We start from the raw sequence: 23029 nt of genomic DNA, 5'->3' as shown, positions 1-23029 counted from the left end.
AATATTGAGGGATTTATTTTGGCAGGAAGTAGTTTGCTGACGTTGCTCGATGACATCGCCACGCTGTTGGATGATATCTCGATGATGGGAAAACTGGCCGCGAAAAAAACGGCAGGCGTATTGGGTGATGACCTGTCGCTAAACGCGCAACAGGTGACGGGCGTGCGGGCGAACCGCGAACTGCCGGTCGTCTGGAGCGTGGCGAAAGGGTCGTTGATCAACAAGGTCATCCTGGTGCCTCTGGCGCTGCTGATCAGCGCTTTTATCCCGTGGGCGATTACACCGTTGTTGATGATTGGGGGCGCTTTTCTCTGTTTTGAAGGCGTAGAGAAAGTTTTACACACGCTTGAGGCCCGAAAGCACAAAGAGAGCCCGGAGGCGCGTCAGCAGCGTCTGGCCGCGATCGCCGCACAAGATCCTCTCACGTTTGAGAAGGAGAAAGTGAAAGGGGCCGTGCGCACCGACTTTATCCTTTCTGCGGAGATCGTCGCGATTACGCTGGGAATTGTCGCGGATGCGCCGTTGCTCAATCAGGTTCTGGTGTTGTCCGGTATCGCGCTGGTGGTGACGATTGGCGTTTATGGTCTGGTGGGACTCATCGTAAAACTGGACGACATGGGGTACTGGCTGGCGGAAAAACGCAGCGTACTGGTTCAGGCGGTGGGCAAAGGGCTACTGGTTACGGCGCCCTGGCTTATGAAGGCGCTGTCCATTGTCGGCACACTTGCGATGTTCCTGGTGGGGGGCGGGATCGTGGTGCACGGCATCGCGCCATTACACCACGCGATCGAACATTTTGCTCAGCAGCAGAATGGTCTTATTGCGCTCACGCTTCCCATGTTGATTAATCTGGTGCTCGGTTTCATCATCGGCAGCGTGGTGGTGGGGCTGGTAAAAACTGTTGCTAACGTTCGCGGTGGTTCGCACTAATTTATGCCTCGCCGGATTATGCAAAAAAGCCCATCGTCGTCTAAGGTGAAAAAGTTTCACTGGATACAGGAGGCAGGTATGGTCTTTTTTGTCAGTGAGGAAGTTATCGCAAAAGAAGGTGGTCCACGCATGATCGTAACCGGTTATTCCAGCGGCATGGTGGAGTGCCGTTGGTATGACGGTTTTGGCGTCAAACGGGAAGCATTCCACGAGAATGAACTTATGCCCGGTGATGGCAGGCGGTTGCGGGAAGATGTCTGATAAAGGAACGCCCGGTTAATGCCGGGCGTTTTGTTACCCCAGAAAATAGCCGTTGAGTCGCGACACATAGTTCAGGAATAAAAGTAGGGAGCCGTCAGGTGCCGCATGAAACAACGCCAGGAAACTGGAGCTGGCTGAGAACGTTAGCACGACGCTTTGGGCCAGGCCATGTCGTAAATATCTGTTTTCTGGTTGTGATGATTTGTTCAACATTGCTGACCTGGCGTGAAGTGGTCGTGCTGGAGTCGGCATACCGGGCCAGTCAACGTAACCATCTGGAAAACGTTGCTAATGTGCTGGACAGACAGCTGCAATTCAGCGTGGATAAACTCTTGTTTCTGCGCAACGGTATGTACGAAGCGCTGGTCACGCCGCTCGATTTTGCCGACCTGCACGATGCGGTGGCGCAATTTGCGCAACTGCGCGGCAAAAGTTTCTGGCAACTGGAGCTCGACAGACGGCGAACGTTACCGCTTAACGGCGTCTCTGACGCGTTTGTTAACCGTACAACGCTTCTCACGCGGGATAACGATGCGCTGGCAAACGAGTTAAGCGCCGCGCTGGAACTGGGGTATTTGTTACGGCTGGCGCATTCTTCTACCATGCTGGCGCAGCGGACAATGTATGTTTCGCGTTCAGGCTTTTATGTCTCAACTGAACCCACAACCAATGGCGGCGACATTATGTCCCGCTATTACCAGTATGTGATCCAACCCTGGTTCAGCGGACAATCCCAACGACAAAATTCAGCGCGCGGCGTGCGCTGGTTTAGCTCGCCGGTGCCGGGCGGCGAAGTGCAACAAAAGGTCACCGTGAGCCTGTCGCTGGATAACGAAAGACACTGGTATGGCGTGCTGGCAATGGATATTCCGGTGTCATCCATGAAGCGTTTCCTGGAGGATGCGGTCGAAAAAGATTCCGAAGGGGAGTACCAGCTCTACGACTATCAGCTCAGGCTACTGGCGACCTCAACGCCGGAAAAGCGTCAGGTTAATACCTTTGATGACCTTGAACTGGCGTTGCTCGCGAATGACATCGAACATGATACGCATGGTGGTATCCGTATGGGCAGCCGCTATATCAGTTGGGAAAGGCTGGATCATTTCGATGGCGTGCTTTTGCGTGTTCATACCCTGAGAGAAGGCGTGCAGGGGGCTTTTGGCAGTATCAGTATTGCGCTTGGTCTCCTGTGGGCGCTTTTCACGATGATGTTGCTCATCTCATGGGTTGTTATCCGCAAGATGGTCAGCAATATGTTTGTGCTGCAAAGTTCCCTGCAATGGCAGGCCTGGCACGATCCTTTGACGCGGCTGTATAATCGTGGCGCATTGTTTGAGAGGGCGCGCGTACTGATACAGCGCTGCCATGAGCAGCGACAGCCGTTTTCCGTTATTCAGATCGATTTGGATCACTTTAAGAGCGTCAATGACCGTTTCGGCCATCAGGCGGGAGATCGGGTGCTCTCCCATGCCGCCGGGCTTATTAGCGGCACAATACGTTCGCATGACCTTGCCGGGCGCGTAGGCGGCGAAGAGTTCTGTATTGTCTTACCGGGGACGACGCTGGTGCAGGCAGCACAGATCGCAGAGCGGATACGCCAGCGCGTGAACGACAAAGAAATCCTGATCGCAAAAGGCACGACCCTGCGCATTAGCGCATCGCTGGGCGTAAGCGGGGCGCAGGAGAACGGAGACTACGATTTTGAACAGTTGCAGTCGCTGGCGGATCGTCGGTTGTATCTGGCAAAACAGGCCGGGCGCAATCAGGTTTGTGTCCGTGACGACCATCCCGCGCCGTCGCCTGATACACGCTGAACCATTAGCTGTATTAATCATTTCTGCGAGAAATATTTGCTTGTCATACAAAAAAATTGCAGATAAGGTAAAACGCACATCAGATTTTCTGGTGTAACGAATTTTCAAGTGCTTCTTGCATAAGCAAGTTTGATCCCGGCTCTGCGAGCCGGGATTTTTTTCACCCCAGATCAGCGATTGATTTCCGTGACGCTAAAATCATGAATATCGAGTTCAAACGCATCCGCTAATTCATGCCATGTATGATAATCGCGGCCATCCACACTGACTTTCTCAGGATCATCAGCGCTGCGATGAATTTCGCTCTCGCTGATTTCATTGATCGCCGCGAGCAGGGCGTCAACATCAACGCTGACTTCGCGCTTGGCCGTTTCGCTGTACTCTTTCGCGGTTTTCATCTTCAGTACCTCATTTAACCGTGGCATCTGTAAGTATAGACCGTTGAGAAAACCAGCAATCACGCGCGGCAGACGCTGCCAGAAAAAGGAATTTGTTCTACACTGGCACAAAGCCACAGGAGGATAATTGATGAAGGTGAATGATCGGGTAACAGTCAAAACAGACGGCGGCCCTCGTCGGCCAGGCGTGGTATTGGCGGTTGAAGAGTTTAGTGAAGGTACGATGTACCTGGTTTCGCTGGAAGACTACCCGCTCGGTATCTGGTTCTTCAATGAGTCAGGCCATCAGGATGGGATCTTTGTGGAAAAAACAGAGTAATGTGATTTTCGTCGCTTTTATCCTGACTGGTGGAATATCCACCAGTCAGGGGGGCTCATCGCATGTTAACAAAAATTCCGTTTGTCACGTTATCCGTCAGCCGCACGACATGATAGATAACCTGTTTATTATGCGTTTTTATCTTCCGTTTAATATTCCCTTTGTGGGATGACACCGTCTTTGCCTTGATATTCATTTGATCTGAAATCTGTATTGTTCCCTGTCCATCCATCCACATTCGCAACATACTGGATTCAGTACGGCTTAAAGATAACGTAGGTAAATTTACTACTCCTACAATATCCGTCTCTTTTTTCAGAATATCGCCAAGAATATCATCCAGAGAATCGGGTTTAATTGATTTTGAACTAATCAATAAGTTTTTTCTTACTAATAAGTATTCATCAAAATGCACATTAGCAATTGCCATAAAAACAATAAATAACGTGTTGGGATGCTGATTAATGATCTGCTTTATTTGCTGACTGTTAGATGGATCATGGATGAAACAGTCCTCATTAATAAACACCACAGAAGGCTGCTGTGAGTCACAAGCGATGGCGAGTTCGTCAACGGTCTCAATGTCGTTGATTTCCCTTTTTTTCACCCCTCTGCTTACCAGATACCCGGTCAAACCTAGCCGGGTGTAACTGCATAAATCCATAATAATCGTTGACATGGCATACCCTCACTCAATGCGTAACGATAATTCCCCTTACCTGAATATCTCATCACAACCCAACGGAACAATAATAGTGACCTAAGATGACGCTTTCGCTGTTTTCAGGCGAACTTACTATCCCGTAAAGTTACGTATAATTTGCCAGGAATCTTCTCAAAGTAAAGTAAATGTTATGTTATGTGAGTAAGGTAAAAACAAATAAAGCGCAGCAGATATATCCTGGTAGATGTTTTTAGATTTTAAATTTAGGAAAATCCTTAGTAAGACAGGATAAAAATTATGGGTTATTGGTTGTCGGCATTTCGCTAACGATATCAGCAAGCAAATTGAAAATTTCACCGAATAAGTGCTCACAGAAAGGGGCAATTAATGGCATGAGCGCGGTTATTAACAAAATGCCGACGGATAAGGTTAACGGGAAGCCAATAACAAATACGGATAACTGCGGAGCCATACGGTTTAATAGCCCGAGCGACAGGTTGAGGGTGAGCAGTAACGTAATGACCGGCAAGGCTAACATGAGTCCGTTGAGGAAGATCAGTCCGCCTGCCCGGGCAAGCGCCAGAAACGCATTGCTGTTGACCGGGTCGCCGCCGATAGGCAGCGTATGGAAGGTGTCTACCAGCAGCGAGATCAGCCACAGATGGCCGTTAAACGTAAGAAACAGCAGCATGGCGAGCATGTCGAGGATTCTGGCGAGTACCGGCATATTGAGGCGGCTGCCCGGGTCAACAAACGTGGCGAAAGAGAGACCCATTTGCAGACCGATGAATTCCCCCGCCGTACGCACCGCAGCAAAGGCAAACTGCATGGTAAACCCTAGCGCAATGCCGATCATGATTTGCTGCATGGCGAGCCATAAGGCTTCGGTGGAAAAAACAGGCACATTATTCGCCGGGAGTGAAGGGGCGATAATGAGAGTGATCATAAACCCCAGCCCCAGCTTTACCCGTTTGGGAACCGTGCGTTCACTGAGGATCGGCGCGGTAGAGATCAGCGCCAGTACACGTAGCAGCGGCCAGAAGTAGAGGTTAAGCCAGTATAACCATTGATCGCTTGTGACCTGCAACATCGCGTCTTATCCGATGATATACGGCAAGTTACTGAACAGCGTACGCACGTAATCCAGCAGCAGGTTAAGCATCCAGGGGCCCGCCACAATAATCGCCGTAAATACCGCCACAATTTTCGGAATAAATGACAGCGTCATTTCGTTGATCTGGGTGGCGGCCTGTAAAATACTGATGATAAGGCCGGTAAACAGCGCAACCAGCAGCAGAGGCGCGGCAAGCGCAAGCGCGACCTTCATTGCCTCCGTGCCTATCATCATGACCGATTCGGGTGTCATTTTGCGCCTCTAACTGTAAAAACTTTGGGCAAGAGAGCCAACGAGCAACTGCCAGCCGTCGACCAGGACAAAAAGCATAAGCTTAAACGGCAGCGCAATGGTGGCCGGCGGCACCATCATCATCCCGAGCGCCATCAACACGCTGGCGATAACCAGATCGATAATCAGGAAGGGGATGAAAATCGTAAAACCGATCTGAAAAGCGGTTTTTAACTCGCTGGTGACGTAGGCCGGGAGCAAAATTCGCATCGGCACGGCTTCCGGCCCCTGTAGCGGACCGCTGTTTGCCAGACGCGCGAACAGGCCCAGGTCAGCCTCACGGGTCTGCCGCAGCATAAACTCCCGTAGCGGCTGAGCGCCTTTTTCCAGCGCTTCCTGCATGGAAATCTTCTCTTCGCTGAAAGGCTGCCAGGCATCCACGTAAATTTTGTCGATAACCGGCGACATAATAAAAAACGTCAAGAACAGCGCCAGCCCGAGAAGCACCTGGTTTGGCGGCGCAGATGGCGTTCCCAGCGCGTTTCGCAGCAAGCCGAAGACGATAATGATGCGGGTAAAGCTGGTCATCATCAGCAAAATGGCGGGCAGGAACGTCAGTGACGTAATAAAGACCAGCGTCTGTACCGGCAGGGACCAGCTTTGCCCGCCGCCGGGTAGCGGTTGGCTGACCAGTCCGGGTAATTGTGCGAACGCGGCAGGGCTGATAAACCACAAAGCCATCAGCGTGAGGGATAACAAACGGCGCATCAGGATCTCCCGGAACGCTTCAACAAACTCTTCATCATGGCCTGGAAATCCGCAGGGGCGGCCGGTTTTTCTTCTGCAACGACAGGCGCAGGGGGGAGGGTATGCAACACATTGACTTGCGTGGCCGTGACGCCCAGTACCAGCCGAGCGTCTTCAACATCGACAATGACCACGCGCTCACGCGGGCCCAGCGAGGTGCTGGCTGACACTTTCAACCCTCGCGTACCGGCGCCTTTGGGCGCAAACCCCAGGCGTTTAATGACCCAGGCTGCGACCAGAATCAACACGATGATCCCAAACAGCGCGCCGCTCACCTGAACTAACGGCGAGCCTGATACGGCAGAGGGCTGTGAAACGGTAGCCTGGGTTTTCATGCTTAACGGCTCAGACGACGCATACGTTCAGACGGCGTGATGATATCCGTGATGCGCACGCCGTATTTATCGGCGACCACCACGACTTCACCCTGGGCAATCAGGTAGCCGTTAATCAGAATATCCAACGGCTCGCCTGCCAGTCCGTCCAGTGCGACCACCGAACCCTGCGTCAGGCGCAGCAGCTCTTTGATGGTCATGCGCGTGCGACCCAGCTCCACGGTCAGCTTGACCGGAATATCCATGATTAAATCGATATCCTGTAGGTTTCCACTGACGTCGCCGCCGCCCAACTGCTGGAAGACTGCATCGGCCGCGCTTTTGCTGGTCGTTGTTTTTTGCTCGTTTAACGCGTCAGCCCACAGATCGTCCAATGCGCCGGTATTCTCATCGGACGGATTATTCATGTCACTCATTTGGGCTGTTCCTCATTCAGCGAATTCAAAATCGGGTTGATCAAATGCTCTACGCGCAACGCATACTGACCGTTCACGGTGCCATACTGGCTGGTCAGTACAGGTACGCCGTCCACATGAGCAATAATGCGGTCGGGTTTTTCAATCGGCAGCACGTCGCCGGGTTTCAGCTTTAATATCTGGGAAAGGCGCAGCGGGATGTCCGCAAAGTTCGCCACCAGCTCCAGCTCTGAATGCTGAACCTGACGCACCAGATTGTCGCGCCAGTTCTGATCTTCATGACGCGAGTTTTCCAGCGGCGGGTTCACCAACAACTCCCGCAGCGGCTCAATCATGCTGAAAGGCAGGCAGATGTTGAACTCGCCTGTCAGGTTGCCAATTTCGACGTGGAACGGCGTGTTCACCACAATGTCGTTCGGAGAGGTGGTGATATTGGTGAATTTCACCTGCATCTCAGAACGAACGTACTCCACTTCCAGCGGGTTGATCGCTTTCCACGCGTCGCTGTAGCTTTCAAGCGCCAGCTTCAGCATGCGGTTGATAACGCGCTGTTCGGTATGCGTAAACTCACGACCTTCCACTTTGGTCGGAAAACGCCCGTCGCCGCCAAACAGGTTATCCACGGCGATAAACACCAGACTCGGCGAGAACACCACCAGACCCGTACCGCGCAGCGGCTTCAGATGGATCAGGTTCAGGTTGGTCGGTACGGGTAAATTACGCGCAAATTCGTGATATGGCTGAATGCGGATCGCGCCCACGGTAATATCCGGGCTGCGACGCAGCAGGTTAAACAGTCCCATACGGAATTGACGCGCGAAACGTTCGTTAATGATCTCCAGCGCCTGTAGGCGCTCGCGCACCACGCGACGCTGTGTATTGGGATCATAAGGACGAATATCATTGTCGCCCACGCCGCCAGGGGTGGGTTCGTCTTTGGCCTCGCTGTCGCCGTTGAGCAGCGCATCGATTTCAGCCTGAGAAAGAATACTATCGCCCATGTCTTTACCGCAGAATGAAAGCTGTATAAAGAACGTCGGTGACTTCCTGTTTCGGTTGTCCAGCAACGAGCGGAGTAGAGAGCGTTTCTTTGATTGCCGCGATCAGCGTCTGCTTCCCGGCTTCCGTCGAAAGCGCAGTGGCATCCTGACGCGAAAACAGCAGCAACAGACGGCTGCGCACTTCTGGCAGATATTCGCTCAGACGCGCGCGCGTCACTTCGTCCTTCAGGCGCAGCGTAATCCCGATATACAGCACGCGATCGGCATCGCCCAGATTGACGGTAAACGTATCCAGCGCGAAAAATACGGGCGCTGGCGGCGGTGGCGGGGCCGCGGTAGCGCTGGCGGTCGGGTGCTCCTGCATCCGCCAGTAGCTATAGCCAGCGGTTGCGCAGGCGGCAAGAGTAATCAACACCAGCAAAGGGATCCAAATTGAGCGTTTGCTCTTTCTGTTAATCGCGGAGTCAGTCATCAGATACGGGCTTCCTGTTTCGGTACAGCTTATTGGCTGATTATCCCGTGTCCTGTCCACGGCAAAGCGTGGAAAAGACGCGGATAATCATGCTACCTCTGGCGTTAGGCGAAGATATCCACCGCGCCATCGCCACGAGCGGCAGCCTGGAGCGAGCCCGGCGTCGTCAGTGCGATGTCATCTTCGGCGGCAAAAGCCTCTTGTCCCTGTGTGCGGGAAGCGTGCTGCTGCTGGGATGACGACTGCTGCTGTCCGGCGAAACTTTCACTGCTGATACTGCTTTGTCCCAGCTGGATGCCGTTTTCCGCCAGTTGGGTACGCAGTACGGGTAACGCGGCTTCCAGCGCGGCGCGAACGTGGCTATGCGCTGACACCATTTGCAGTTGCGCCTGGTTATCATCCATTTTGAGGGAGATTTGAATCTGCCCCAGTTCCTCCGGGTGCAGACGCAGTTCCGCGCTCTGTTGCCCCTGGCGGGTAAACAGCGTCACATGCTGGCTTAATGACTGCTGCCACTCATGGCTGCCCAGCGGCGCGCTGAGTACCGGGGCGGCTGCGACAGGCGCGGGTTGCGTCTGCGTCGTCATACCACCAGGCGTGGTCATGGCGCCAATGGTCGTGACCGGAGAAGGCGTACTTTCCATGTCGGCTTTAGCGGCAGCGGCGGCGACCAGCGGCGTTACCGGCTGGTTGCTTGCTGAGTTTGCGGTGACATCAGGCGCGGCATCGACTTTCCCTTTTTTCAGCTCGCCAGTCGTCAGCCCGGCAACCGCATCCTGCATAGCGGCGCGCGTATCGCCACGCAGCGATGCCGGGGCGGAGAGTGCGCCTTCAGCCGACGCGGTTCGCGTGGTTGGCGTCAGCGCCGGCTGGCCCGGTAACATGGCGAAGAGCGCGCTCAGATTCGCGAGGTCTTCATCGCTCAGCGTCGGTGCGTTGTCGTCCTGCCGGGCAGTCTTATTTAACGCGTTCAGGGCGTTGCTTTTCAGCGAAGGCGTCAGCGTGGACAGCAACTGCTGTGCCTCGGTCAGGTCTGCTGTGGCGTCATCCGTCAGCAGATCCTGGCGCGCCAGAAGATCGGCCAGCGCTGTCGCCTGCGGCGTATCGCCATTTTTTTGCAGCAATCCTTTTTGCAGTTTGCCGCCTGCCGCCTGGAGATCGGCAAGCGAAAGCGGGGCATCTTTACCCTGCGCGTCGCCTGCGCCCAAAGCACCGGCTAACAGCGCCAGAAAATCCTGGGCTGAATCGGCTGTTTTACCAGCCTGAAGGCCTGTCGTTACGTCTGTGTCGGTCGTGATCAGTTGGGGCAAGGTGATCATTCGGTTTTCCTCATTGCAGCACGCTGAGCAAATTCATCCATTTTTTTCTGATCCAGGCGGTTTTCAGCCAATAACGCTGCCGCACTTTGTCTGTCCTGTAAGGTCTGCCAGGCCTGAAGCCGTTGTTTCTTTTCACGCCAGCTGTTCAGCGCCACGTCCACTTTTTGTGTCCACTGCGTCAGCTGCTGGCGATGCTGCTCAATGGCCTTCTCCAGTGTCTGAATAAATTGCTGATAGTTAATCCAGCGGTTGCTGGCAATCCCCTGGCCCATATCGGCATTGAGATTGTTGCGATACTCATGCTGATAATCGATCAGCATTTTCAGTTGTTCTTCCGCCTGCTGGAATCCGCGTCGCATTTCCCCTAATAAGAGAGCGGCATCATCCACTTCTTTCTCGGCCAGATCTTTTAATGTTGCCAGCGCACCATGTTGTGCCATGACCTATGCCCTCCTGCTTCATCACACCGTCGGGAAAATCAGTTCCAGCGCCTGGAGAGAATCTTCCCAGTCGGCTCGTTCGAAAATACCTTGTTGCAAAAACGCCTCCAGTTGCGGCCACAGCGCGATGGCTTTATCCAGCATGGGATCGCTGCCTTTGGCATACGCGCCGACGCTCACCAAATCGCGGTTACGCTGGAAACTGGACAGCAACTGTTTGAAATTCCGTACGCGTGCATAGTGTTGCTCGGTGATCAGCGACGTCATCGCACGGCTGATCGACGCTTCAATATCAATGGCCGGGTAGTGACCGGCTTCGGCCAGACGGCGGGATAACACAATGTGTCCATCCAGGATCGCACGCGCCGAGTCGGCGATCGGGTCCTGCTGATCGTCGCCTTCGGTCAATACCGTATAAAACGCGGTGATGGAGCCGCCGCCGTGAATGCCGTTCCCCGCACGCTCCACCAGCGCAGGTAATTTTGCGAAGACCGAAGGCGGATACCCTTTGGTTGCAGGCGGTTCGCCGATCGCCAGCGCAATCTCACGCTGCGCCATCGCGTAGCGGGTCAGGGAGTCCATGATCAGCAGTACATGCTGCCCGCGATCGCGGAAATCCTCGGCAATACGCGTGGCATAGGCCGCTCCCTGCATTCGCAGCAGTGGCGAGACGTCCGCAGGCGCGGCAATCACCACCGAACGCGCGCGCCCGTCAGCGCCCAGAATGTTTTCGATAAAATCTTTAACTTCGCGGCCACGTTCGCCAATCAGCCCGACGACGATAACGTCCGCGCGGGTATAGCGCGCCATCATGCCGAGCAGAACGCTTTTACCCACGCCGGAACCGGCAAACAGCCCCATACGCTGTCCGCGTCCGACGGTGAGCAGCGCGTTGATGGGGCGAACGCCGGTATCCAGCACATGCTCAATGGGCGTTCGCTGCAAGGGGTTGAATGGCTGAGTGATTAACGCGCCGGTTTCCGTGGTGTCTGGCGCGGGAAGACCATCCAGCGGCTTGCCGCCGCCGTCCAGCACGCGCCCCAGCAGGGCAGGGCCGAGCGGCAGCTGTTTTCCGCTTTGCAGACCTTCCCCGGCAATATTTTTTGCGTAAACGCGTGCGCCGGGAAGAATGCCTTCGACCTCTTCCAGCGGCATTAAAAACAGACGCTGGCCATTAAAGCCGACGACTTCGCTTTCCACTTCGCGTGTTTCCGTCCCGTCCTGCCGTTCAATGACGCAGGTCGCGCCGAGCGGCAACTGCAAACCGGTGGCTTCCAGCACCAGACCGGTGGCGCGGGTCAGCCGCCCGTAGCGACGCACCGCCGGGAGCTGCGCCATTTTGGCTTCGAAGTTATCCAGCGTATTCAGCCAGCGGGTCAGGCGCGTAGTCATCAGACGACTCCGGGAGCCGCCAGGCGGCAGAGTTCTTGCCAACGAGTGGCGACGCTGGCGTCCAGGTCACCTTCATCGGCGGACACTTTACAGCCGCCATGATGCAGCGTGGGATCGCCGCGCAAACGCCAGCCGTGCAGGCTGAGCGTGGCCCCGAGCATCTCTTCGACGCGCTGTAAATCATCCGGGTGAACGCGCAATTGCGGTTTCCCGCTGAACAACGGTTCCTGTTGCAACAATTGCTGGATCTGTTTAATGAGTGCGGAGTTGTCCACCGCTGGCGTCTGGCCGATCACCTGGCGAGCGGCTTCCAGCGCCATTTGCATCAGGCGCGAGGCAATCACGCTGTCCAGCGCGTCCAGCGTATTCTGAAACTCGCTGACCAGTTGCTGCATTCGGGCATTCAGCGGCGCCTGTTGAGCGCGCGCCTGCGTCTGGCCTTGCTCCAGCCCTTGCGCTAATCCTTCCTGATAGCCCTGTTCGTGGCCTTTCTGGCGACCTTCGGCGAGGCCCGCGTTATACCCTTGCTCGTGCGCCTGCATTTTCAGCTGCGCCAGTTGCTGCTCAAGCTGCTGTTCGGCACTCAGCTCCGGTTCGTCATCGATGGCTATCGGTTCGTCGCGGTGCTCCATTGGCACAAACTCGGCCAGGGGAGGGACGAGATCGTCCGGTGTCCAGATCTGCCACGGCAATTCGTTAGACATAGGTATCCTCGCCGCTGCCGATTACCATTTCGCCGGTTTCCGCCAGACGACGCACAATAAGCAGAATGGCTTTCTGTTCGTTCTCCACCTGAGACAGACGTACCGGGCCACGGTTGGCGAGGTCGTCGCGCAGAATATCGGCAGCACGCTGCGACATGTTGCGCAGGAATTTCTCGCGCAGCGGCGGCTCGGCGCCTTTCAGGGCGATCAGCAACGACTCGGAATCCACTTCCTGCAACAGACGCTGGATGCTGCGATCGTCGACTTCCACCAGATTTTCGAACAGGAACATTTCGTCGATAATTTTCTGCGCCAGCTCGCCGTCGAATTCGCGTACGGCGCTGATAACCGCCTCTTCCTGCTGGGTTTTCATCAGGTTGATGATTTCTGCCGCGGTTCTCACGCCGCCCATTTTGCTGCGCTTGAGGTTCTGACCGTCGAGCAGACCATTCAACACTTCGGTCAGTTCCGCCAGTGCGGCTGGCTGTACGCCGCCGAAGGTCGCGATACGCAGCATGACATCGTGGCGCAGACGTTCGTCGAACAGCGCCAGAATATCGGCGGCCTGGCCGCGTTTGAGATGCACCAGGATGGTGGCGATAATCTGCGGGTGTTCGTCGCGGATAAGGTCGGCGGCGCTTTGCGGCTCCATAAAGTTGAGCGTTTCAATACCGCTGGCGGTATCCCGCGTTTCGAGGATATCTTCCAGCAGACTGGCGGCACGTTCTTCACCCAGCGCTTTAACCAGCACGGACCGCAGGTATTCGTTGGCGTTGATGTTGAGTGCGGCAAACTGTTCGGCCTCTTGCTCAAATTCCGCCAGCACATCGGTCAGCTGTTTGTTGGAAATCTGGCGCACGTTCGCCATTGCCGAACTCAGGGTTTGCACTTCGCGCGTGGAGAGGTGCTTAAACACCTCTGCCGCACGGTCTTCGCCAATGGTCATCAGCAGGATGACGCTTTTATCGGTGCCGGTAAGTTTATTGCTCATGATCGTTATTCATCCACTGGCGAATGACCAGCGCCACGACGCGCGGATCGTTATCTGACATTTCGCGAATACGCTGGCTCATCACTTCTGCACCCAGACGCTGGTTCGCCCGGCGCTGCTGGGTCTGTTCGTCTTTGCTGAGGCGAACTTCTACCGCTTCTTCGGTTTCCTGACGAACCTGCGCCTGTTCCTGCGCGACTTTCGTCTCTTCAGCGCGGCGAGCAAGCTGCGGTCGAACCGCTTTGCGCCACAGAATCCAGGCAACCAGCAGAACCAGGAGCCAGCGACCTGCGGAGATCAACTGCTCAATAAAGGCTTGCTGCTTCCAGAATGGCAGCTCGCCGCCCAGGTCGTCCGTTGCGGTAAACGGTGAGTTCACCACGTTAAGGGTATCGCCGCGTTTGTCGGAGAAGCCCATCGCTTCGCGGGTCAGATCTTCGATCTGCTTCATCTGTTCCGTGGTTAACGGCAGCGGTTTGCCGTCCGGCAGGGCGCGGTAGTTCACCACGACCGCCACGGAGAGTCGCTGCACATCGCCCACGTTCAGTTTGGTGTGGCGAATGGTGCGATCCACTTCGTAGTTACTGGTTTCGTTGCGCTGCGTATTGCGCGGCACATTGCTGTTCGCATTGTTGGTCGTCTGCGTGTTCTGCGCGTTTTGCTGATTAGCAGGCGGTGTGCTGATCGGCGCAGCATTCGCCGGCGCAGGCTGATTCGACAGCGCACCCGGTACCCCGCCCGGATAGCCGGAGCCGATTTGCTCGCTTTCATTAAGCTGGCGTGAGCGCAACACGGCCTGCGATGCGTCGCCGTTCGGACGGTATTGCTCTTCCGTTTGCTCTTTGTTGGCAAAATCCAGCTGCGCAGTAACCTGAGCATGGACGTTGCCGTTGCCGACGATTGGCGAAAGAATCGATTCGATACGGCGCTGAATGCGTCCTTCCACATCGCTGGCGTATTTCAACTGCGCGTCGTTCAGATCGCGGCTGCTGGTATTGGACTGAGTCAACAGATGACCGCCCTGATCGACCAGCGTGACGTTACCTGGCGGCAGACCTGCAACGGCGCTGGATACCAGATGCACCACCGCGCTGATTTGCCCTTCATCCAGCGCGCGGCCTGGTTCAAGATTGACCGTCACGGAAGCGGAAGGGGATTTCTGCTCGCGCACGAACAGAGAAGGTTTCGGCATCGCCAGGTGGACACGGGCGCGTTTTACCGGCCCCAGGGTTTCGATAGTGCGGGCCAGCTCGCCTTCCAGCGCGCGCTGGTAATTGACCTGCTCACTGAACTGGCTAATGCCGAATTTTTCCTGGTCTAACAGCTCGAAGCCGACAGCGCCGCCTTTTGGCAATCCCTGTTGCGCCAGGCGCAGGCGAAGCTCATGCACTTTATCGGCAGGCACTTCAATCGCACCGCTTCCTTCGGTGAAGCGGTAAGGGATGTTCATCTGGGTCAGCTGCGTGACAATGGCCCCGCCATCCTGATCGGAAAGGTTGCTGAACAGCGTGCGATAATCTGGCGCTTTCGCCCACAAAACCATAGCAACGATGATGGCAACGGCGGCTGATCCCGCCACAATCAGAGGAATTCTGGGATTCGCGCGTAGGCGATTAAGCCACTCGAGAGGTTTAGGTTGGGTTGCAGTCGATGCAGTCGCACTCATCTCGCACCTCGTGACTGATCGTGGACGGCGTTTTTTGCAAAGTGGAACAAGACTCACTCCCGGGTCAGCAAACTCGAAAAATTGACGGTCTCATTATTTGCGGTTTCGAATTTTTCTATGCGCCAAAAACCGAGGTTTTTTATCGCTATTTAGCGCCTTTATCTTATTGACAAACTGGTAATCTCTGCTGTGTAAAAAATCATCCAGGGGATTAGCATGTCAGCAATACAGGGGATTGAAGGGGTTATCAGCCAGCTACAGGCAACGGCGATGTCCGCACGGGCGCAAGACGCGCTGCCACAACCAACCGTAAGTTTTGCCGGTCAACTGCATGCGGCACTGAATCGCATCAGTGATACGCAAACCACCGCGCGTGTACAGGCAGAAAAATTTACTCTGGGTGAACCAGGCATTGCGCTTAATGATGTGATGACCGATATGCAAAAAGCGTCTGTCTCAATGCAGATGGGCATTCAGGTGCGCAACAAACTGATGTCGGCGTACCAGGAAGTGATGTCCATGCAGGTGTAGCCAGACCTGCTGAATGCATCATGCAGGCCGGATAAGGCGCTTGCGCCGTCATCCGGCAAATGATTACTTCTGAATCAGATAGCGAATTGTTGGGCCATCCTGCTGAATATCCAGCACCGTATAGCCGTGATTGCGCGCATCCAGCGGAATATTATTGATGGATTGCGGGCAGTCGCTCACCACTTCCAGAATTTCTCCCTTTTTTAACTGCGGCATCGCTTCCAGCGTGGCGACGGCCGGGTAAGGGCAGGGCTCGCCGACCATATCAAGACGGTAATCAGGAACGATATTTTTCATGCGGATTCCTTAGCAGGGGTTAACCCGGAGCGACGGAAGAAACGTTTTTCCCAGCCGATTATCAGCATCAGCGCGGCAAACAACAGCAGATAAGTGACCAGCAGGCCGCCCAGCGGGCCGAAGGTGTCGAGCAGATTCACTTTGTCCCAACGGGTTGCCAGCGCCGGGGCAAAATCATCCCAGTAATATGCCAGAATAGTGGAGCCGATAACGTTGCCGAGACCTACCCACCAGTAGTGCACCTGACCTTCCACGGCGCGGTACATCCAGCCGGTTTCACACCCGCCCGCCAGCACGATGCCAAAACCAAACAGCAGACCGCCGATAACGGCGTTCGGGCCAGCCCACATAATCTTCGCTTCCACGCCTAACTGCACGTAGCTGAAAATTCCGATAGCGCTCACCGCCATCCCGAAGATGATGGCTTTCGCCATATGGGTGCGACCGGTGATCCACAGGTCACGGAAGGCCGAGGTGAAACAAATTTGCGCACGTTCAATCAGCAGACCAAAACCCACGCCGAACAGCATGGCCAGCCCCAGTTTTGGCTGGTTCATCGCCGTCAGCAGCGCCCAGCCGATCATGCCGATAAAGACCAGCATCCCCAGACGGAAACGGCGGCGCGCCTGATCCGGCTTCTGCGTCAGCGGCGAGGCAGCGGAGACTTTCTGCATTTTGACCGGGATACGGAATATGGGCAGTAGCGTGAAGCGTGCGCCGAACCAGGAGCCGATGGCGGTTGCCAGCGCAAAGAACCAGGCATGAAGAGAAAACTGTGGAATGCCGGTGAAGAAGGCCGCCAGATTGCAACCCATCGCCATGCGCGCGCCAAAACCGGCAATCATCCCGCCGATAATCGCCTGCATAATGCGGATACGGCTGCGCGGCATACGTAATTTAACGTTGTTGGCCCACAGTGCCGCGGCAAAGCAGCCGCCGAACATGCCGAGGATCATCATCCCGTCGATGCGGGTAAGAGGGGAGCCTTCCAGATGGATTAGCTTGTAGTAACCCCACTCTTCAGCATGAACGCCAAACAGCTGGAGGATTTGTCCACCCCAGCGGGTGAATTCGCCCGTAACAGCCCAGAACGTACCGGTGATACCGAAATAATAAGTGGAGAGAATACCTGCTGCGATAACCGCAGGGACAGGCGCCCAGAATTTAACTAACCAGGCTTGTTTGAATTGTTGCCATGACATGCTTTCTTAGCCTCTGAACTCAGAAGGAAAATAAAAGAAGAGCGGATAGTACACCGATCAGATTTTTTGCCTACTACTAATAAGAAGTAATATCGACTGGATCAATATTACTTGTTGGCCCTGAAAGGCTGGCGACATCAGGGCTTTAATGCCACAATCCTGTTTTCTTCGCATGCAGGATGAATGATGAAAAAAATAGCGATCGTTGGCGCATTTCTGGTCCTTACCGGATGTGCAGAGGTACAGAATTATAACGATGTGGTGAAGACGCCAGCGCCAGCCGGACTGGAAGGACACTGGCAGTCAAAAGGCCCTCAGCGCAAACTGGTAAGCCCTGAGGCGATAGCCAGTCTGGTGGTGACCAAAGAGGGGGATACCCTGGATTGCCGTCAGTGGCAGCGGGTGATTGCCCTGCCGGGTAAACTGACGCTGCTTTCCGGTGATTTAACCAACGTTACGGTGAAGCGCGAACTCTATGAGATTGAGCGCGAAGGGAACACGCTGGAATATGATGGTATGACGCTGCAACGCGTGGACCGACCCACGACCGAATGCGCCGACTATTTATCGAAACATCCGCTCGCGAGTCAGTTACCGTAAACATTTTCGGTAAACGCTGGCGGTAATCATGTTGATGCCGGGGGCGCTAACGCTTACCCGGCCGGTGTTCTCTCCTGTTCTTACAGCACATCTTCAATGACCCATACGCTGACGCAGCCGCCGTTGCAGGTGAACGTGGCTTCACCCTGTTCATCGGTGGCTACGCGCTCTTCCCGATTGCCTAAAAAATCACGCCAGGTCTTGTTGGCGTAATTTTCACCTAGCGTAATGGTCTTCTCGCCGTCATCGCCGTTGGAAAGTACGACCACGCAGCCAGGGGCGTCGTCTGTACCGCTACGGCTAAAGGCAACGCAGTTGGGGTGGTCGAAAAAGAGCGTCTGGATGCCGTGGGCAAAACGCTGGCGCGCGAGAATCAGTTGATCGAGCTGTTCGATAACGGGCATATCAATGGTGTAGGTTTCGCCGTCGCCACCCGTATCTTCGTAATGTGCGCCGTAGAGATCAGGGTAGAACACTGACGGTACGCCGTTCTCCCGCAACAGGATCAACGCATAGGCCAGCGGCTTAAACCAGGCTTCAACGGGCGCTTCAAGCGCCTGTAACGGTTGGGTATCGTGATTTGCCACGAGCGTTACGGCATGGAAAGGATCGGCTTCCACCAGCGTGTCGGTGAAAATCTGGCTCATATCGTAATCACGCCCCTGACGAGAGGCTTCGTGGAAGTTCATCTGTAGCGGCGCGTCGAACAGCATGGTTTTTCCATCCACCTGATCGATATAGGCTTGTAGCTTGTCCACTTCATGAGACCAGTACTCCGCCACAATGAACAGCGGCTTTGGCGCCACTTCCTGGACGTGTTCTATCCACTCTTTATAAAACCAGGCCGGAATGTGTTTGACCGCATCCAGGCGGAAGCCGTCGCAATGGGTTTGCGCCATTACCCAACGCGCCCAGTATTTGATCTCCTCGGTGACCGCATGGTTGCGAAAGTCGATGTTTTCGCCCATCAGATAGTCGAAATTACCCATCTCATCATCGACCTGGTCGTTCCAGCCGTCGCCAGTGTAGTCGTTGACGATCTTAAAGATGCCGTCTTCGTCCGGGTTTTCGATGTGATCAATACCGCTGAAGCATTTGAAATCCCAGATAAACTGCGAATATTGACCGGCGCGGGCAGGGAAGGTGTAACGCGTCCAGCCTTCACATTCGATGATCTCGTCATCGATTTGCGTGCGATCATCTTCATTGACCCGCTGTACGCGAATGGCCTCTTTTTCATCCGCGCCCATTTTGTGGTTGACGACCACGTCGAGCAAAACCGCAATGTCATTTTGCTTTAGCGCCTCAATGGCGGCCAGCAGCTGCGCTTTGTCGCCATATTTTGTGGCGACAGATCCTTTCTGATCAAACTCACCCAGATCAAACAGGTCATACGAATCATAACCTACGGAATACCCGCCGGACGCGCCTTTATAGGCGGGCGGTAACCAGACCATATTAATGCCGATATCATTGAGGCCGCCAGCGCGCTCAGCCAGTTCTGGCCAGAGCTTGCCGCCGTCAGGGTAATACCAGTGGAAGTACTGCAATAGCGTGGGGTTTTTCATCTTCCGTGCTCCAGAAGCCGTCAGGCCAACTTCTGGAGTATGGATGATTTTTCACAGGTGGATAAAAATTATTGATTCAGGTTACTGGGGAACAGAATATTTCCCGCCAGGTTCCCGTATGTCGTGGAGACGGACTGCTGTTTTCCGGTCTGGTCTATAAGCTGACGTAGCTCTTCCATACGGTGCTGCAACAGCGTTTTTAACTCAGCCTCGTTACGGAGTACGGCATTCAGGATCTCTTTTGCCTGGTTTATCAGAAATGTATTGCCGGGAGAGATGGGGTTACGTGCAATACCTTCTACCAGTTGCACATAATTCATCTCCTGCTCAATCAGTTCATCCCATTTCCCTGAATGAGCGAGATCCAACATTGTGATACTAAGGGCATGCAGGGCATGCCAGTCGGTAAGTGACGGGATGAAGTTAGTCATCAAAGGGTATCCTGAACGGGTGAAACCGGTGAGCCAATCTGTTTCCAGGCATCAGCGATATTGGTTAGCAATCCCTCTACTTCAATGATAGCTTCGACGTCGTTATGTAAGTTGGCCAGTAACAAACGACGTATCATGTAATCGTAAAGTGATGCCAGATTGCGGGAAAGGTCTCCTTCAACGTCCATGTTGAGTCCCGCCTTGAGGCCGTTATCAATAATATTGATCGCTTTTGACAGCGCTTCACCTTTCGATAACAGTTCTCCCTGCTCCAGGAATAGTCGTGCCCTGACGAGAGCGCTTAGTGCTCCGTCAAAAAGCATAACAATCAGTTGGTGTGGGTCGGCACTCATTACCGCACTTTCCACCCCGACTTTTTGGTAGGAAAGAACACCACTTTTACTATACATATCAGTTCCTTAACTGCTGGATGAGCTAAACTGCTGTGTCAGGTAGTTTGCAGTATTGTTCATCTGACTGATCAACTTATCCAGTGAGGTGAACTGTGCTTTGTAGCGCGCCATAGTTGCTTCTATGGAGGCTTCCATCGCGTCATAGCGCTGTTCTAATGTCTTGAGCGTTTTGTTGATGCCATCCTGCGCGTTTTTAATAACCCCGGATTGATCGACGGAGGTATCCAGCATTTTGGTCAACATATTGTTCATTTCTGTAGCAAAACCTGTCGTTTTGCCATCGCCGATAAAGTATTCCTGAACCGCCTGTGGGTTATCAGTTAATGCTTTCGTTAGCTTAGTGCTGTCTATTTTCAGGTTACCTGTCGAACCGTCGGCGCCGGTCACCGGATCCTGAGTAATACCCAGTTGAGATATAATGGCGTAAGCGCCGCCTTGTACATCCGTCAGCAGACTGCGTAATTGCGATTGAATGGAACGCACGTTGGTGTCGCCCATTAACGCACCGTTAGTTGCTGACTGATCTTTGCCCTGCTCAACTTTGACGTACTTCGTCACGCTGGCGATGGTTGACTGTAGCGCATTATAGGCTGTTACCCAGTCATTTATTGCTTTGCTGTTCTCTTCTGTTGCACGGGTTAATTCCAGCGTTTCGTCGGCGGTGCTTTTATTCTTCAACGTCAACGTGACGCCTGGCAGCGCATCAGAAATGATATTACTTGAACGTTCAAGTTCGACGCCGTTCACTGTCAGTTTTGCGTTCTGCGATGCGGTCTGCTCGGTTAGCGCATTTGTTGAAGCATCGTGACCGATAACCTGCTGGAGCGTGTCGTCACCGGTTACCGTTACGGTCATGTCTGAGTCCGTACCCGTCGTTTTTGATGTCAGCATCAGACGATAGTCGCCGTCAGAAGCCTTCATTACCGTGGCGGAGACGTTACCATTGGCATTATTAATGGCTTTCGCAATACCGTTCAGGCTGGTGTCGGAATCCGACAATGTAATTTCTAAAGGATCTTTGGTTCCCGGCTGCGTAATCGTAATTGTGCGCGTACCGTTCGTCGTTGTTTCGCCCAGTTTTGTTGTGTTGCTGTCAATCTTGCCGGACATCAATACCTGTGCTTTGGCAACCTGACTCACGTTGACTGTGTAGCTTCCGGCAGTAGCTTCACTGGTTGTTGTGGCAGTGAATGCCGTGTTAGTGCTGCTAACGGTTGTCGAGTTCCAGGTTGTTGTTTTACCCAATGCCGCAGTGGCAGTCTGCAGATTGGTTAATGCGCTTTGTAACTTACCGTACGCGCTCAACTGGGCGTTATAGTTTGTCTGCTGAGTTGTAATTGATGTTAATTTTGTTTTTTCAGCAGCTTCCAATTGGTTGTAGAGCGTCGTCAGATCCAGATTAGAGCCAACCCCCAGGTTACTAATAGTAGGCATGTCTTTTTTCCTTAAAGTCTTGGGTGTACAGCTCTCTGTATCGGCAACTTTTGGTGAAAGTTTACATTGACCGTAAAAAAATAATCGGCAGAAAAGGGCGGGGTGAGAAGGGCATATAGAGGGATTGTTTTTGTTTTATTTTTATACCAAACAATCGTGTTCTTGATTCTAAAAAATGTGAAAACTGCATTTAATTACCTTTAAAAATAATTAGTTAAAAGTTTTTGTCGTTTATTTCTAAAGTACTGTGAAGTTGCGCCGATACCCTTGTTGACGGTGAGAGACGCCGTGAGTGTTCGGCACCGAACTTAGAACCCATTTTTGAAGGAATTAAATTATGGCAGTTATCAATACTAACCTGATGTCACTGACCACTCAGAACAACCTGAACAAATCTCAGTCTGCTCTGGGCACGGCTATCGAGCGTCTGTCCTCTGGTCTGCGCATCAACAGCGCTAAAGACGATGCTGCTGGTCAGGCGATTTCTAACCGTTTCACTTCTAACATCAAAGGCCTGACTCAGGCTGCGCGTAACGCTAACGACGGTATCTCCATTGCTCAGACTGCTGAAGGTTCTCTGAACGAAATCAACAACAACCTGCAGCGTATCCGTGAGCTGGCTGTTCAGGCTCAGAACGGCACCAACTCTGGTTCTGACATCGACTCCATTCAGTCTGAAGTTAACCAGCGTCTGGACGAAATCAACCGTGTTGCCAGCCAGAGCCAGTTCAACGGCATCAAAATCCTGGCAGGTACTAGCTCTGCTACAACTATCTCTATCCAGGTTGGCGCTAACGACACTCAGAAAATCGACATCACCATTAATGGCAACAGCGGTTGGAACAAATTTGATTCAACCGGTACTGCTGGTGTTACTACGGGTCTTGCTTCTGGTGAAACGCGTAGCGTTACCACCAAAGGTTTCGACGTTCTGGCTACTGACGTGCTGTCCTCTATCGATACTGCACTGAAAGCTGTTGATACTCAGCGTTCTGACCTGGGTGCGATTCAGAACCGTTTCGAATCCACCATCTCTAACCTGAACAACACCGTAACCAACCTGTCTGCTGCACAGTCTCGTATTCAGGATGCTGACTACGCAACTGAAGTTTCCAATATGAGCCGCGCGCAGATCCTGCAGCAGGCTGGTACTTCTGTACTGTCTCAGGCAAACCAGGTTCCGCAGACTGTTCTGTCCCTGCTGCGTTAATCGCACGGACCAGCCTCTTTATAAAACCAGTCTTCGGACTGGTTTTTTTATTCCCGCGCAGATACCACG

The 23029-nt window shown here is 53.8% G+C and carries 28 protein-coding genes; 7 read left to right on the top strand and 21 right to left on the bottom strand.

What is annotated here, in order from left to right; genetic code table 11:
• The first annotated feature begins 18 nt into the window (after positions 1-18).
• From OGV79_RS17420 to dgcQ, 3 genes are all read left to right on the top strand, one after another.
• Entirely contained in the window at positions 19-930 is a 912-nt protein-coding gene (locus tag OGV79_RS17420) for a DUF808 domain-containing protein (RefSeq protein ID WP_286468746.1), read from the top strand.
• A 78-nt stretch (positions 931-1008) separates the two neighbouring features.
• On the top strand, positions 1009-1191 hold the full coding sequence (locus OGV79_RS17415; RefSeq protein WP_024130230.1) for a YodC family protein: 183 nt from the start codon (positions 1009-1011) through the stop codon (positions 1189-1191).
• A gap of 98 nt (positions 1192-1289) precedes the next feature.
• Positions 1290-3005, top strand: coding sequence for a cellulose biosynthesis regulator diguanylate cyclase DgcQ (dgcQ, locus tag OGV79_RS17410; RefSeq protein WP_110494109.1), 1716 nt, complete (start codon positions 1290-1292; stop codon positions 3003-3005).
• Positions 3006-3175: 170 nt separating this feature from the next.
• Here dgcQ and yodD read toward each other — a convergent pair whose 3' ends face one another.
• On the bottom strand, positions 3176-3403 hold the full coding sequence (yodD, locus tag OGV79_RS17405) for a YodD family peroxide/acid resistance protein (protein WP_024130232.1): 228 nt from the start codon (positions 3401-3403) through the stop codon (positions 3176-3178).
• A 130-nt stretch (positions 3404-3533) separates the two neighbouring features.
• Here yodD and dsrB point away from each other — a divergent pair, with 130 nt between their 5' ends.
• Complete coding sequence (gene dsrB, locus OGV79_RS17400) at positions 3534-3722, top strand: protein DsrB (protein WP_012131894.1); 189 nt, start codon at positions 3534-3536, stop codon at positions 3720-3722.
• 55 nt (positions 3723-3777) lie between these two features.
• On the opposite strand, the gene rcsA is transcribed toward dsrB, so the two are convergent.
• The 14 genes from rcsA to fliF all read right to left on the bottom strand — a co-directional run bounded on the left by rcsA (position 3778) and on the right by fliF (position 15274).
• Positions 3778-4401, bottom strand: a complete 624-nt coding sequence (gene rcsA / locus OGV79_RS17395) for a transcriptional regulator RcsA (RefSeq protein WP_047462896.1) — start codon at positions 4399-4401, stop codon at positions 3778-3780.
• Between the two features lie 280 nt (positions 4402-4681).
• Positions 4682-5476: a flagellar biosynthetic protein FliR gene (gene fliR / locus OGV79_RS17390; RefSeq protein ID WP_012131896.1), complete on the bottom strand. Its 795-nt coding sequence runs from the start codon at positions 5474-5476 to the stop codon at positions 4682-4684.
• A gap of 6 nt (positions 5477-5482) precedes the next feature.
• Complete coding sequence (gene fliQ / locus OGV79_RS17385) at positions 5483-5752, bottom strand: flagellar biosynthesis protein FliQ (RefSeq protein ID WP_012131897.1); 270 nt, start codon at positions 5750-5752, stop codon at positions 5483-5485.
• Positions 5753-5761: 9 nt separating this feature from the next.
• The gene (gene fliP / locus OGV79_RS17380) at positions 5762-6499 is read right to left on the bottom strand and encodes a flagellar type III secretion system pore protein FliP (protein ID WP_012131898.1); all 738 of its coding nucleotides are present in this window, start codon (positions 6497-6499) and stop codon (positions 5762-5764) included.
• On the bottom strand, positions 6499-6873 hold the full coding sequence (fliO, locus tag OGV79_RS17375; RefSeq protein WP_012131899.1) for a flagellar biosynthetic protein FliO: 375 nt from the start codon (positions 6871-6873) through the stop codon (positions 6499-6501). The genes fliP and fliO overlap by 1 nt, the downstream gene beginning before the upstream one ends.
• Before the next feature lie 2 nt (positions 6874-6875).
• Complete coding sequence (gene fliN / locus OGV79_RS17370; RefSeq protein ID WP_012131900.1) at positions 6876-7289, bottom strand: flagellar motor switch protein FliN; 414 nt, start codon at positions 7287-7289, stop codon at positions 6876-6878.
• A complete protein-coding gene (fliM, locus tag OGV79_RS17365; RefSeq protein WP_012131901.1) occupies positions 7286-8290 on the bottom strand; it encodes a flagellar motor switch protein FliM in 1005 nt (334 codons plus the stop codon). Before fliM ends, fliN begins: the two co-directional genes overlap by 4 nt.
• A 4-nt stretch (positions 8291-8294) precedes the next feature.
• Entirely contained in the window at positions 8295-8762 is a 468-nt protein-coding gene (gene fliL / locus OGV79_RS17360) for a flagellar basal body-associated protein FliL (protein ID WP_012131902.1), read from the bottom strand.
• 104 nt (positions 8763-8866) lie between these two features.
• Positions 8867-10081 (bottom strand): flagellar hook length control protein FliK, encoded by a 1215-nt coding sequence (gene fliK, locus OGV79_RS17355; RefSeq protein ID WP_286468745.1) that lies wholly within the window; start codon positions 10079-10081, stop codon positions 8867-8869.
• A complete protein-coding gene (gene fliJ, locus OGV79_RS17350; protein WP_012131904.1) occupies positions 10078-10521 on the bottom strand; it encodes a flagellar export protein FliJ in 444 nt (147 codons plus the stop codon). The genes fliK and fliJ overlap by 4 nt, the downstream gene beginning before the upstream one ends.
• Positions 10522-10542: 21 nt before the next feature.
• Positions 10543-11913: a flagellar protein export ATPase FliI gene (gene fliI / locus OGV79_RS17345; RefSeq protein ID WP_012131905.1), complete on the bottom strand. Its 1371-nt coding sequence runs from the start codon at positions 11911-11913 to the stop codon at positions 10543-10545.
• A complete protein-coding gene (gene fliH, locus OGV79_RS17340) occupies positions 11913-12617 on the bottom strand; it encodes a flagellar assembly protein FliH (RefSeq protein WP_071258771.1) in 705 nt (234 codons plus the stop codon). Before fliH ends, fliI begins: the two co-directional genes overlap by 1 nt.
• Positions 12610-13608 carry a flagellar motor switch protein FliG gene (fliG, locus tag OGV79_RS17335; RefSeq protein ID WP_012131907.1) on the bottom strand — a complete coding sequence of 333 codons (999 nt, stop codon included), beginning with the start codon at positions 13606-13608 and terminating at the stop codon, positions 12610-12612. Before fliG ends, fliH begins: the two co-directional genes overlap by 8 nt.
• The gene (gene fliF / locus OGV79_RS17330; RefSeq protein ID WP_047462912.1) at positions 13598-15274 is read right to left on the bottom strand and encodes a flagellar basal-body MS-ring/collar protein FliF; all 1677 of its coding nucleotides are present in this window, start codon (positions 15272-15274) and stop codon (positions 13598-13600) included. The genes fliG and fliF overlap by 11 nt, the downstream gene beginning before the upstream one ends.
• Before the next feature lie 216 nt (positions 15275-15490).
• Here fliF and fliE point away from each other — a divergent pair, with 216 nt between their 5' ends.
• On the top strand, positions 15491-15805 hold the full coding sequence (fliE, locus tag OGV79_RS17325; protein WP_012131910.1) for a flagellar hook-basal body complex protein FliE: 315 nt from the start codon (positions 15491-15493) through the stop codon (positions 15803-15805).
• A 63-nt stretch (positions 15806-15868) separates the two neighbouring features.
• Here fliE and yedF read toward each other — a convergent pair whose 3' ends face one another.
• Positions 15869-16102, bottom strand: a complete 234-nt coding sequence (yedF, locus tag OGV79_RS17320) for a sulfurtransferase-like selenium metabolism protein YedF (protein ID WP_000790504.1) — start codon at positions 16100-16102, stop codon at positions 15869-15871.
• On the bottom strand, positions 16099-17304 hold the full coding sequence (gene yedE, locus OGV79_RS17315; RefSeq protein WP_012131911.1) for a selenium metabolism membrane protein YedE/FdhT: 1206 nt from the start codon (positions 17302-17304) through the stop codon (positions 16099-16101). The genes yedF and yedE overlap by 4 nt, the downstream gene beginning before the upstream one ends.
• Positions 17305-17490: 186 nt before the next feature.
• Between yedE and yedD the strand changes: the two genes are divergently transcribed.
• Complete coding sequence (yedD, locus tag OGV79_RS17310) at positions 17491-17904, top strand: lipoprotein YedD (protein WP_110494111.1); 414 nt, start codon at positions 17491-17493, stop codon at positions 17902-17904.
• 80 nt (positions 17905-17984) lie between these two features.
• On the opposite strand, the gene amyA is transcribed toward yedD, so the two are convergent.
• The 4 genes from amyA to fliD all read right to left on the bottom strand — a co-directional run bounded on the left by amyA (position 17985) and on the right by fliD (position 21750).
• A complete protein-coding gene (amyA, locus tag OGV79_RS17305; protein WP_200075724.1) occupies positions 17985-19472 on the bottom strand; it encodes an alpha-amylase in 1488 nt (495 codons plus the stop codon).
• Between the two features lie 68 nt (positions 19473-19540).
• Positions 19541-19903 carry a flagella biosynthesis regulatory protein FliT gene (gene fliT / locus OGV79_RS17300; RefSeq protein ID WP_012131914.1) on the bottom strand — a complete coding sequence of 121 codons (363 nt, stop codon included), beginning with the start codon at positions 19901-19903 and terminating at the stop codon, positions 19541-19543.
• Positions 19903-20313 (bottom strand): flagellar export chaperone FliS, encoded by a 411-nt coding sequence (fliS, locus tag OGV79_RS17295; protein WP_012131915.1) that lies wholly within the window; start codon positions 20311-20313, stop codon positions 19903-19905. Before fliS ends, fliT begins: the two co-directional genes overlap by 1 nt.
• 9 nt (positions 20314-20322) lie before the next feature.
• Complete coding sequence (gene fliD / locus OGV79_RS17290) at positions 20323-21750, bottom strand: flagellar filament capping protein FliD (RefSeq protein ID WP_153257670.1); 1428 nt, start codon at positions 21748-21750, stop codon at positions 20323-20325.
• 337 nt (positions 21751-22087) lie between these two features.
• On the opposite strand from fliD, the gene OGV79_RS17285 reads away from it, so the two are divergent.
• The gene (locus OGV79_RS17285; RefSeq protein ID WP_058669293.1) at positions 22088-22960 is read left to right on the top strand and encodes a flagellin N-terminal helical domain-containing protein; all 873 of its coding nucleotides are present in this window, start codon (positions 22088-22090) and stop codon (positions 22958-22960) included.
• Positions 22961-23029 lie beyond the last annotated feature (69 nt).

Source organism: Citrobacter sp. CK185, from assembly GCF_030333565.1.
Classification (GTDB): Bacteria; Pseudomonadota; Gammaproteobacteria; order Enterobacterales; family Enterobacteriaceae; genus Citrobacter_B; species Citrobacter_B koseri.
Note: the sequence above shows the minus strand (reverse complement) of the source record. Positions and strands in the feature narration are given on the sequence as shown.

Excerpts from the sequence above, each read along its gene's own strand:
- yodD (WP_024130232.1), bottom strand. The coding sequence starts at position 3,403 with ATGAAAACCGCGAAAGAGTACAGCGAAACGGCCAAGCGCGAAGTCAGC.
- amyA (WP_200075724.1), bottom strand. The coding sequence starts at position 19,472 with ATGAAAAACCCCACGCTATTGCAGTACTTCCACTGGTATTACCCTGAC.
- fliK (WP_286468745.1), bottom strand. The coding sequence starts at position 10,081 with ATGATCACCTTGCCCCAACTGATCACGACCGACACAGACGTAACGACA.
- rcsA (WP_047462896.1), bottom strand. The coding sequence starts at position 4,401 with ATGTCAACGATTATTATGGATTTATGCAGTTACACCCGGCTAGGTTTG.
- fliL (WP_012131902.1), bottom strand. The coding sequence starts at position 8,762 with ATGACTGACTCCGCGATTAACAGAAAGAGCAAACGCTCAATTTGGATC.
- fliG (WP_012131907.1), bottom strand. The coding sequence starts at position 13,608 with ATGAGCAATAAACTTACCGGCACCGATAAAAGCGTCATCCTGCTGATG.
- fliN (WP_012131900.1), bottom strand. The coding sequence starts at position 7,289 with ATGAGTGACATGAATAATCCGTCCGATGAGAATACCGGCGCATTGGAC.
- fliE (WP_012131910.1), top strand. The coding sequence starts at position 15,491 with ATGTCAGCAATACAGGGGATTGAAGGGGTTATCAGCCAGCTACAGGCA.
- fliP (WP_012131898.1), bottom strand. The coding sequence starts at position 6,499 with ATGCGCCGTTTGTTATCCCTCACGCTGATGGCTTTGTGGTTTATCAGC.
- fliH (WP_071258771.1), bottom strand. The coding sequence starts at position 12,617 with ATGTCTAACGAATTGCCGTGGCAGATCTGGACACCGGACGATCTCGTC.
- OGV79_RS17285 (WP_058669293.1), top strand. The coding sequence starts at position 22,088 with ATGGCAGTTATCAATACTAACCTGATGTCACTGACCACTCAGAACAAC.
- yedD (WP_110494111.1), top strand. The coding sequence starts at position 17,491 with ATGAAAAAAATAGCGATCGTTGGCGCATTTCTGGTCCTTACCGGATGT.
- fliR (WP_012131896.1), bottom strand. The coding sequence starts at position 5,476 with ATGTTGCAGGTCACAAGCGATCAATGGTTATACTGGCTTAACCTCTAC.
- fliQ (WP_012131897.1), bottom strand. The coding sequence starts at position 5,752 with ATGACACCCGAATCGGTCATGATGATAGGCACGGAGGCAATGAAGGTC.
- dsrB (WP_012131894.1), top strand. The coding sequence starts at position 3,534 with ATGAAGGTGAATGATCGGGTAACAGTCAAAACAGACGGCGGCCCTCGT.
- fliJ (WP_012131904.1), bottom strand. The coding sequence starts at position 10,521 with ATGGCACAACATGGTGCGCTGGCAACATTAAAAGATCTGGCCGAGAAA.
- fliO (WP_012131899.1), bottom strand. The coding sequence starts at position 6,873 with ATGAAAACCCAGGCTACCGTTTCACAGCCCTCTGCCGTATCAGGCTCG.
- yedF (WP_000790504.1), bottom strand. The coding sequence starts at position 16,102 with ATGAAAAATATCGTTCCTGATTACCGTCTTGATATGGTCGGCGAGCCC.
- OGV79_RS17415 (WP_024130230.1), top strand. The coding sequence starts at position 1,009 with ATGGTCTTTTTTGTCAGTGAGGAAGTTATCGCAAAAGAAGGTGGTCCA.
- fliD (WP_153257670.1), bottom strand. The coding sequence starts at position 21,750 with ATGCCTACTATTAGTAACCTGGGGGTTGGCTCTAATCTGGATCTGACG.
- fliS (WP_012131915.1), bottom strand. The coding sequence starts at position 20,313 with ATGTATAGTAAAAGTGGTGTTCTTTCCTACCAAAAAGTCGGGGTGGAA.
- fliF (WP_047462912.1), bottom strand. The coding sequence starts at position 15,274 with ATGAGTGCGACTGCATCGACTGCAACCCAACCTAAACCTCTCGAGTGG.
- fliT (WP_012131914.1), bottom strand. The coding sequence starts at position 19,903 with ATGACTAACTTCATCCCGTCACTTACCGACTGGCATGCCCTGCATGCC.
- fliI (WP_012131905.1), bottom strand. The coding sequence starts at position 11,913 with ATGACTACGCGCCTGACCCGCTGGCTGAATACGCTGGATAACTTCGAA.
- yedE (WP_012131911.1), bottom strand. The coding sequence starts at position 17,304 with ATGTCATGGCAACAATTCAAACAAGCCTGGTTAGTTAAATTCTGGGCG.
- fliM (WP_012131901.1), bottom strand. The coding sequence starts at position 8,290 with ATGGGCGATAGTATTCTTTCTCAGGCTGAAATCGATGCGCTGCTCAAC.